Annotated in this window: 6 protein-coding genes and 4 pseudogenes; 3 read left to right on the top strand and 7 right to left on the bottom strand. The window is 59.9% G+C overall.

Going from position 1 to position 9,215, the window contains the following annotated elements; translation table 11 throughout:
• Positions 1-285: integrase core domain-containing protein (locus tag JNK99_RS06905; RefSeq protein WP_291850580.1), on the top strand; the 285-nt coding region annotated here is incomplete at its 5' end.
• Positions 286-452: 167 nt separating this feature from the next.
• On the opposite strand, the gene JNK99_RS06900 is transcribed toward JNK99_RS06905, so the two are convergent.
• From JNK99_RS06900 to JNK99_RS06885, 5 genes and pseudogenes are all read right to left on the bottom strand, one after another.
• Positions 453-848: a HEPN domain-containing protein gene (locus JNK99_RS06900; protein WP_291850579.1), complete on the bottom strand. Its 396-nt coding sequence runs from the start codon at positions 846-848 to the stop codon at positions 453-455.
• Positions 832-1,161, bottom strand: a complete 330-nt coding sequence (locus JNK99_RS06895) for a nucleotidyltransferase domain-containing protein (RefSeq protein ID WP_291850576.1) — start codon at positions 1,159-1,161, stop codon at positions 832-834. Before JNK99_RS06895 ends, JNK99_RS06900 begins: the two co-directional genes overlap by 17 nt.
• 130 nt (positions 1,162-1,291) lie before the next feature.
• Positions 1,292-1,381, bottom strand: a pseudogene (locus JNK99_RS17640) (XRE family transcriptional regulator); the annotation flags it as partial.
• Between the two features lie 87 nt (positions 1,382-1,468).
• Positions 1,469-1,954 (bottom strand): annotated as a pseudogene (locus JNK99_RS06890) (toprim domain-containing protein); the annotation flags it as partial.
• Positions 1,955-2,077 (bottom strand): annotated as a pseudogene (locus JNK99_RS06885) (IS5/IS1182 family transposase); the annotation flags it as partial. It abuts the pseudogene before it with no gap.
• 385 nt (positions 2,078-2,462) lie between these two features.
• Between JNK99_RS06885 and JNK99_RS06880 the strand changes: the two are divergent.
• The gene (locus tag JNK99_RS06880; RefSeq protein WP_291850573.1) at positions 2,463-3,716 is read left to right on the top strand and encodes a glycosyltransferase family 4 protein; all 1,254 of its coding nucleotides are present in this window, start codon (positions 2,463-2,465) and stop codon (positions 3,714-3,716) included.
• A 157-nt stretch (positions 3,717-3,873) separates the two neighbouring features.
• Here JNK99_RS06880 and JNK99_RS06875 read toward each other — a convergent pair whose 3' ends face one another.
• Together JNK99_RS06875 and JNK99_RS06870 are read right to left on the bottom strand one after the other, a co-directional pair.
• Positions 3,874-4,248 carry a CZB domain-containing protein gene (locus JNK99_RS06875; RefSeq protein ID WP_291850569.1) on the bottom strand — a complete coding sequence of 125 codons (375 nt, stop codon included), beginning with the start codon at positions 4,246-4,248 and terminating at the stop codon, positions 3,874-3,876.
• 401 nt (positions 4,249-4,649) lie between these two features.
• Positions 4,650-8,087, bottom strand: a complete 3,438-nt coding sequence (locus tag JNK99_RS06870) for an SdrD B-like domain-containing protein (protein ID WP_291850566.1) — start codon at positions 8,085-8,087, stop codon at positions 4,650-4,652.
• Positions 8,088-8,972: 885 nt separating this feature from the next.
• On the opposite strand from JNK99_RS06870, the pseudogene JNK99_RS06865 reads away from it, so the two are divergent.
• Positions 8,973-9,215: pseudogene (locus JNK99_RS06865) on the top strand (transposase); the annotation flags it as partial.

The raw sequence follows: 9,215 nt of genomic DNA, 5'->3' as shown, positions 1-9,215 counted from the left end.
ACCAGCACAGAATTCACTGACGTCTTGAAGGCCTACGCCATCCGGATCAGTAGGGACGGCCGTAGGCGGTGCCACGACCACCTCTTCGTCGAGCGGCGGTGGTGGACGGTCAAGCACGAATGGGTTTCTCTGCGCCCAGCGGCCAACGGCATCAAGCAAAAGAAGAGCCTCGTCGAGTGCTTCGACTGGGACAACTGCCGCCGGCCGCACCAGTCCCTCGACTGGCAGACGCCGGACGAGGCGTACTTCGGGGGCCTTGCCCAAGCCGCAGCAAAGGTGGCCTGATCCATGCGCTGTGGATTTGTATAAAATCCGGGAAAGTCAAAACCGTCACTCAACCACTGGCTTTGGCTTATCCCACCCTACTGGCTGTCCAGACAAGCGGAACCACCGCATGCAGCGCAGTATCCGGCCGACTCCTGAATTTCTCCTCAACCGGGCAGCAATGTCGCTCATTGCCTGGTCGCCTCAATCAACGCTTTCGCCCACTGGAATACGGATTCCGCGAGAAGGCCAGCCGCTTCGGTGGTGAGCAGCGCGATGGTTTCTTCGTTATAGCGAAAGTCCACCGCGAAAGGAGTGAGCCGTCGCAAATCTCTTGCGGGAGCGGGCAGGCCGATACCGCTCTCTGTCACAAGCAAGCCGAGTTCTTCCAGGTTGTGAGTGCGGGGAAAGGTCGCGCTATGCGCAGTCAGGACAGCCTTCAGCGCCTTTTCAACGCACTGCTCGGCATGGAAGCAGGTGGCCGCCAGGGATGCATCCGGATGGGCGGCGAGGATACGGTAGGTCTGTAGGTCGCGCTCGGCAAGGCGCAGCAGCCGGAGGGCTTCCTCAATGGAGGGCGTCATGCAGCACCTGACCTTCGATGCGTGCCTCGAACAACACCGTGCCGGGAACCTGGCCACGCCGCTCGTATTCACTCAGAGGGTAAATCAGCAAGTCCAGGCCAATCCCTGGAGCAACCCGGCCGACGGCATCCATCAGGCGCATATATTCTGCCGCCCTATCCGGCACTTCCCGTTCGATGACCATCAGGTCGAGGTCCGAACCCTCGTCAGCCGTGCCGCGCGCGTAGGACCCGAACAGGATGACGCGGGCGGGTGAGGTAGCGGCAGCGACCAGCCTGGCGGCGGCGGCGCGTATGGTCTCCATGTCGATCATCGTTGATCTTCCTGCGGAAAATCGGCGCCAGTTTAGTGGCTGGTAGGTGTGCCCCGAAGCAACCAAGTGAAGGAAATCCGACGGCATCGCCAGAAGTATGTGCGCTTGCCTCAAGTGCGGTCAACCCTGGTTACGCCACCTCCAACTCTACATGCACGCGCCGGCCCAAGGCCGTAGCGATGTTCACCAGGGCATCAAGAGGGAACCGAAACGCGCGACCGAAAAAACGCCCTGATCAACAAGGCAGTGAGGTACTGCGAGCTCTCAGGGAGGAGCAACACCCGCGGGTTCGGTACCACCGCGACGATCATCGAACCTTCTCGACCCTGCGCTGCCGCTTTTCCTGCCTCTGCCCGGGCTGCAGTTCCTCGACACCGCGCCCCTGCTGCCGATCGAGCACATCATCAACCACCGACCGAACCTGCCGCACGATACCTTCCTGCCCCAGTACGCTTCGGGTAGCCAGGTCATTGAAGTCGGTAAAGCCCTTCGGGTTCGCCACCTGCTCGCCGGGCGCGAAGATCGGCGGTAGCAGCTTGCCGCCAACCGCCCGGGCGGCTTCTTCGGCCTTGCTGCGGCCGGGGTTGACGCCCTGGGTGGCCTCCAGGTGCTTGTCGTCGCCGGCGATGACGATCGGCTTGTCCGGGTACTTCTCGTGCAGAGCCTTGGCGACCGGCACCAGGTTCCCGGAGTCGAAGGCGGCGACGGTTGCAAAGCCGAGCGTCTGTGACAGGCTGTCGGCGGTGGCATAGCCTTCGCCGATGACCAGGGCCGGCGCCTTGGCCAGCGCGTCGTGCAACTGGGCCGTGTTCTTCTTCAGCCCGCGGTAGCGCACCTTGCGATGACCAAAGAGATTCTTCACGGCATGGAACGAATGCTGAACCTTCGCGCGAATGCTCGCCTTCACCGATTCCAGGCAACGCAGCCGTGCTTCAGCCTTGCTTTCCTGCGGGATCGCCCTCAGTTTGTCCGGTTTCGTCGTGACCACCCCGTCCACCTTCCGGTTCTTCAGTTTCCCTCGCTTCTCACCCCCGGTGTCGCCGGCATCCAGATGCACGGTCGCCAGTTCGCCGAACTCCGGCGTGTATGCCGGTTTCGCTATCTCCATTTGGCGATCCCGGAATGACTGAATTTTACGTCACCCTCGGAAGATGAAATTTCGGGGGAAGCTCACCCGGAAAACCGGAACACCGCTCAACAGATGGAAAAAACAGGTAGCATGAACCCACCCGTTGGAAGACGAAAATCCGGGGAAACCTCAACCTCGATGTTGATCGATTTTTCACTCACTACCGCAGGGCATGCGAATCCTCTTCGTTCACCAGAACTTTCCCGGGCAATACCGCCACATCGCTCCAGCGCTCGCCGATTCCACCCGAAACCAGGTGGTCGCCATCGGCGAAGAAGCAAGCATCAGGCGGGCCGAGGGCTTTCATCCGCGCATCCGGCTCATTGCCTACCCGCAGCCACCCGGCGCATCCCGGCAGACCCATCACTACCTGCACAGTACCGAAGCCGCAATTCGTCGCGGCCAGTCGGTCGTTCGCCTGGCACTCGAGTTGCGCAGGCAGGGTTTTGTTCCCGATGTGATTTGTGCTCACCCGGCCTGGGGCGAGGCCCTCTTTCTGAAGGATGCCTATCCGGATGCCCGACTGCTGCTCTATCTTGAGTTCTTTTATCGCGGCAGCGGCTCGGACATGGGTTTCGACCCGGAATTTCCCACTTCCTTTGATGACCGCTGCAAGGTACGGGTCCGCAATTCGACGCAATTGATCAGCCTGGAAGCGGCCGATGCTGGCATCAGCCCGACGCACTGGCAACGCGATCAGTACCCCGAGGTCCATCATCAGCGCACGCACGTGATTCATGACGGCGTGCGCACCGATCTGGTCTGCCCTGGACCGGTTTCCGAGTTCATCCTGCCGGATGGCAGGAAAAAACTCCGCTCGGGCGATGAGGTGCTCACCTACGTTGCCCGCAACCTTGAACCCTACCGGGGATTTCATACCTTCATGCGCGCTCTGCCGGCAGTCCTCGCAGCGCGGCCAAAAGTTCAGGTGCTTGTGGTTGGCGGTGAAGAGGTCAGCTACGGGCGGCCTCTGCCGAATGGAGAGACCTACCGCCAACACTATCTGCGCGAACTCGGCTCGGCCCTCGACCTGAGCCGGGTGCATTTCCTGGGCAAAGTGCCCTACCCAAGATTCATCGACGTGCTGCGCCTGTCGAGCGCACATGTCTACCTCACTTACCCCTTCGTCCTCTCCTGGTCACTGCTCGAAGCCATGTCCTGTGGCTGCGCGGTGATTGCCTCGGATACGGCGCCCGTCCGCGAAGTCGTCAGAGCCGGCCAGAACGGACGACTGGTCGACTTCTTTTCATCCGCAGCGCTGGCTGAGACGATCGTCTCGGTGCTCGCCGAACCACGGCAGGAGCAGCCCTTGCGCGCCCAGGCAAGGCAGGAGATGAGGGAGAATTTCGACCTCGCCACGCGAACGCTGCCACGCCTCGTCAGGCTGGTGACTGATCTCGCGGAGCGTGAGTCGACGAGCACTTGATGCCGCAATGAGATTGCGAAAGCGATCTCTTCTTGCCCGAGGGGCAGGAGGATGGAATACGGCAGGAAGGCGGCTCCCATACCCTCCCCGTTTCCGGCGCTCTTCAAGCGACCGGCCGGGAAGACGGGTTTCAAAGCCTGGCGGGACGCTGCTTCCCCTACGCAACACCCTGCAACAAGCGTCCCTGCCAGGCCCGCAAAGCCAGTGCAAGCCGGCCGGACATCGTGACGTACTCACCGTAGAGCAGAGCATAGGCCTCGACCGTTTTTCCTTGCGCAGCCCTTTCGACCACCTGCGCTGCCAGTTCATGGAAATCGGCATGTAATTGGCGAACCTCTTGATAACTATCGGTGGTCCGGTCTTCTGCTGACCAGCGGGAACCATACAACCATTTGCCGAACTCGCATTGGTCGTCTGCCCGGATCATCGCCACATCAACCCCGGAACGTGCATCGAGGATAGCCTGCCGCAAGTCCGACATCCAGCGCGCATGCGCACCGATCGCTTCTTCAATGTCGCGCAGTCTGTCCACTTTCTGCTCCTCGCTGAGGCCTCCCAAGCCGAGGGGCATTCTACAACGTCCGTCTCTCTGGTGGAGCGCAACCAATGAGAAGCTCGGGCTCTTTAAGCCATTAGCGTCCGTCCGGCGGGGGCCTGAGTAGATCTGACCTGATGGGTCCGACTCTTACGTAGTGAAACTGAAACGCGATCCGGAGGACGGCTGCGCAAAAAGAAAGAACCGCCTGCCGAAACCCATTCCAACGGTCTCTGCAGGCGGACAAAAAGCGAGGCGATTGGCCACTGAACCTCTCCCCAGCCAACCGGTCGGCATCGCCGGGCGCTACGCGCCCGGCGATGCCGATGGAGCGTCAGTGCCGCACCTGGCATTCATTCCAGCCCGCCGCGAACGACGAGCCGGGCTGTTTACAATGCTCAGGCGAACAACCACCCGGCGTCGGTGGCCGGAGCTACCGAGAGATCGTCAAGCAGCGCGGCGAGGCCAGGCAGATCGACACCGGCAGCCGCCGCATCTTCAGCGTCAACGGCGAAGTAGACGTCGGTCATGTCGGCCGTCCTGCCATCGTCCAGCGTCGCACTGCTCCGCTCCAGGTGCAGGTTGCCCTGACGGTCAAGGAACGGCATGTCGGTGTAGTTCACCTTCAGATCCCTGACACCCGCCTCCGCCAGAGTAAGCAATTCGCCGTCATCGGTCTGGTGGTTGCCATTGGCGTCACGCCAGATCCTCAGATCGGCAAACCCGGCGTCGTCCGCATTGACCAAGCCGTCACCGTTGCTGTCATAGTCGGCGAGTTGCGCAAACCCCGCGCCCTTGGCCGTTCCACCGAACAGTTCGCTGATGCTGTCGATCCGGCCGTTGCCGCTCTTGTCGACCGCCAGGAAACCCTCGCCGCTGCCGATCCAGCCCGATTCGACCGCCGAACCATTGCCGAAGAGGTCGAAGCGACCAGCGGACTCGCTGCGGCTGACGGTCTGGATGCCGCCACCATCGAGATCGATGACGATCGGCGTGAGGCCGGCATCGCGAGTCATGTCATTATCGCCCGCCTTCAATGTGAAGGTGCCTGTCTTGGTGACGTTGCTGTAATCCCTCGCCTGGCCCTGAGTGAATCCGGCATCGGAATCCACCGCGTCATTGCTGCCGACGTCCTTGTAAGCCCACAGCCAGGTATTCATGTTGATACCGTTGTACATCACGTTGGCTTTGTCGAACACGACATAATAGGTGCCTGGATCGACGGTGAACTTGTAGTAGCCGGTGCTGCTGGTGGTGGTGCTGGCGACGATCTGATCGTCCGTACCCACTTTGCCGTCTGCGCCGAGGTTATACAGCTTGACCTTGATGCCACCAATGCCCGGCTCCGTGGAGTCCTGTATCCAGTTGTGATTCTTGTCTTCCCACACCCGGTCGCCGACGCACGCCTGCCTGGTGATGCCCGCATCCCAGCTCAGGTCGTTCTCGCCCGCAGTCAGAGTGGTCACTTCCATGCGACCGTAGCTCTTCGGATAGGTGGCCGTGTCGATGATGTCCGAGTCCGTGGCGTCATTGCTGCCCTTGTTCGACCCAGTAAAGACATAAGCCGTGGGGAGGGTGGTTTCGTCGATATTCACCTGATACTGGCCGGGCGCCAGATTTGCGAACAGGTAGTTTCCATTGCTATCTGTGGTAGTGCTCGCGACCTTCACGTTCGAGCCATCCATCAGATCGATCCTCACCCCGGCCACGCCGCCCTCACCGCTATCCTGGATACCATTGGCGTTGTTGTCATACCAGATCCGATCGCCGATACTCGCCGTGAGACCACACGCCGGGGTGCACAAATCGAGCTTCTGCACCTTGAAGTAATCTTCCGGGGTGGTGTCCGCAGTGCTCGCCGCGATGATGACCACATTGCCGGCCAGTCCGCCGCCATTGACGTCGGCCCAGCGGGTAGAACTCAGAGTGGTATCGTTTACTTCGGTGAACATGCCGCTCAGCAAGGTGTCGCTCAGCGTCAAATGATTGGCGTACGGGTTGTTGGCCGTGCCGATCCACACCTGCATGTCACTGTCGCCGGAAACCCAACCCAGGAAGGCACTGTCAAGCACCACCGCCCGGTCGAACTCGAACAGGATGTAGTTGTCCCGACCGCCGACGTTGTCGACGGCATGCGACGGGCTGCTGCCATCCTCGCTGGTATCGGTTACACCAAGGCCGCCGCTGTAGCTGCCCAGGTAGGCCGTCTTCCACGCCCCGTCGGCGTCGGTGCGGCTGAACGCGCTGATCCTGGCCGACACGCCATTCTGCGAGACCGTGCGGATGTTTCCCGCGCCAGTGCCACCACTATTCGTGTTGCACGTCAGGTCGATGTCCACGCAGACGCCGCAGGTGGTGATCAGACCGGCGTCCCAGCTCAAGTCCTCCTCGCCGGAGGTCAGGGTCGTTACGGCTGTCTTGCCGGTCTGCGCGTCCACGTCCGAATCGACTGCGTCGTTGTTGCCCTGGTCCTTGAGCGTGAAGCTGTAACCGCCGGGCTTGACCACCTCGATCGAGTAGTTGCCGGGGATCAGTCCGCTGAAGAGGTAGTTGCCATCGCCCTGGGTCTTCTGGGTCGACACAACCTGACCGCTGCCATCCAGCAGATTGACGGTGACGCCATTGACCCCGGCTTCGTTTGCGTCCTGGATGCCATCGCCGTCGCAATCGAGCCACACCCGATCACCGATGCTGGCGAACTTGTAGAAGCCCGCATCGATGGTTCGGTTGAATTCACCCGGAGACAGGTAGATCTTGTTCGAAACCAGGCCGTCACTATTGTCGCCAACAACATTGGCGGGATCTGCTCCAGACACCTGGCGCGGACTCGACGCGTCAAAACCCGTGGGCGTCGCGAAGAGCACCTGATACTCAAGCCCCGGCGTCAGGCCCTTGAACTCATAATATCCGGACTGCGTTCCAGTAGTATTGGGATCATCACCTGTTACGGTGACCCCCAGCAGCTCCGTGGCAGGATCAAAGACACCGTTGCCATCAAGATCACGCCAGAGCGTAACTGTTGCTCCGTTAATTCCGGTATCACCGTCATTCTGAAGTCCGTCTGCGTTGAGGTCGTGCCACACATAATCACCCAGTTTCGCCGCAAGCGTGGTGATGATAGTTGGCTGGAAGACCTTCCCGTCAGCGGGATTGATTCCATTGTCGAGTATTACGACGATTTTCTCCCCGAGGTCAGGGACATAAATCCCGCCCGGTTCGAGAGCCACTTGCTGCAGCGCATGATTCACCAGAGTCGTCACATCCGCCTGGCTGTCGAGCCCGATGAACTTATTGGTGGACCACCCGTCACCCAGCAACTGGTAGATTGCCTGCTGGATGTCGCCATATGTGAAGAGGCCCAGTCCAGGGTTTCCCGAGACGATGTAATACGGAATGTTGGTATAACCTATTCCGTTGATCGTATCGTTGTAGGTGTGGCTGGAATCGACCACGAGGTTGTTCAGCAACCAGTTGATTACGTCAAGATTCTCCAGGTAGGGTTGTGACGTCCCATCGGTCGGAACGGTCGCAACGAGACCAGGCAACAAGGGAGCCCCGTTATCTCCGACGGTCGCCAAGTTGGCGTTCGCACGAAGGATGTTGTACTCGTAACTGGAATACACCTTCGCGGTGTAGGTGAGCGTAGTGTAGATCGACGTACTCCTGTCGATGCACCATCCGTCATACCAACCCAGCGGATAGACGAGCGGGGAACTGGAAGCAGTGACATTGAAATCGTCGTAGGTCGGCGGGTCATTAACAAACCCGACGCTGTCGATCCCGGGAGTCTTCATCGCATACGTGATCGTGGGTGGCTGATAAGGTGTTGCGGGCATGATTTTCCTCCTTGTTGGTTGTTAGCTGAATTATTGCGTCGGCCACGTTTTCTCCCGGATCACCGCAGCGGCAGCAAGTTGTCGAGACGGGATGTCGGCAACAAGCGCCGTTCACCCCTCTTTAAAGATTCCCTACCCCGGTTGATGACAATCACGTTCTGATCGGGAACGCCTGGAGCCGGGCAAGGGGTTGTCGCATCGAACCCCCCTCGTCCAGAAGACTATCGTTTGCGGTCATTATGCGTAGGCGATCATCTCCCCAGCTCGTTCAAGCAGCGCAGAATCCACCACTCGATCTTCACAGTCATCTTCTCGACGAACACACATTCGCCACCGGCGAAGCGGCCGAGGGATAACCAAGGCAGTCGGCACGGCGTAAACCGTCTAGCTCACCAACTGTAGTGTCGAGATCTGTTTGGATCATGCAAACTCCAGTGAACACGCGTCGTTAACTACCGCAACACCGGCAAAACTCATTGAACGCTCACGGAAACAGTGTGTGCGGCATGCATCCCGGGTGCAGGGGCACTGACCCCTGCGCCAGATTCCGGCAAACCGGAACAAACGGGTCATGACATTGCTCCAGCCAAGAATGCCCCTCGATTTTTACCGATACTCACAGCCGTTATCGCGGCTGTCAAGCAAACATCGTGCCATGATTGACATTGATCTGATTTATTGAAGTTCAAAACATCTCCAGGAAGCTCCAGCGGAAAAAATGTAAGATTTCTCGACACCATGCTGCAGGTAAGGGGGTTCCTGCAAACCACCCTCCCCACCCATACTTCGTGGCTTCGGCTGCCGTTCTTGAGTCAGTTTCCCCCGGAATTTCGTCTTCCCGGGGTGACGTCAGATGACGTGACCTTGGAAGGCAGAAGCATGAAGATGGCGAAACGGGCCTGCACGCTGGAATTCAAGGAGCTGGCGGTGAAGCGGGTACAGGACGGGCAGACCCTGGGGCGAAAGGGGAAGGAACTGAGGCTGGTTGAGCAGGCCTTGCGCAATAGGGTCAAGGCAGCCGCCGCGGGCAAGCTCGGTGGCGCCGACGGCAAAGTGGTAACGCCGCAAGAGAGGGAACTCTCCCGGCTGCGTGCCGAGACATCCGGCTCAAGCGGGAGCTGGAAATCC

The organism is Accumulibacter sp. (assembly GCF_016789985.1).
In the GTDB taxonomy this organism is placed as follows: Bacteria; Pseudomonadota; Gammaproteobacteria; order Burkholderiales; family Rhodocyclaceae; genus Accumulibacter.
The sequence above is the reverse complement of the archived record's forward strand: the minus strand, read 5'-3'. Positions and strand labels throughout refer to the sequence as shown.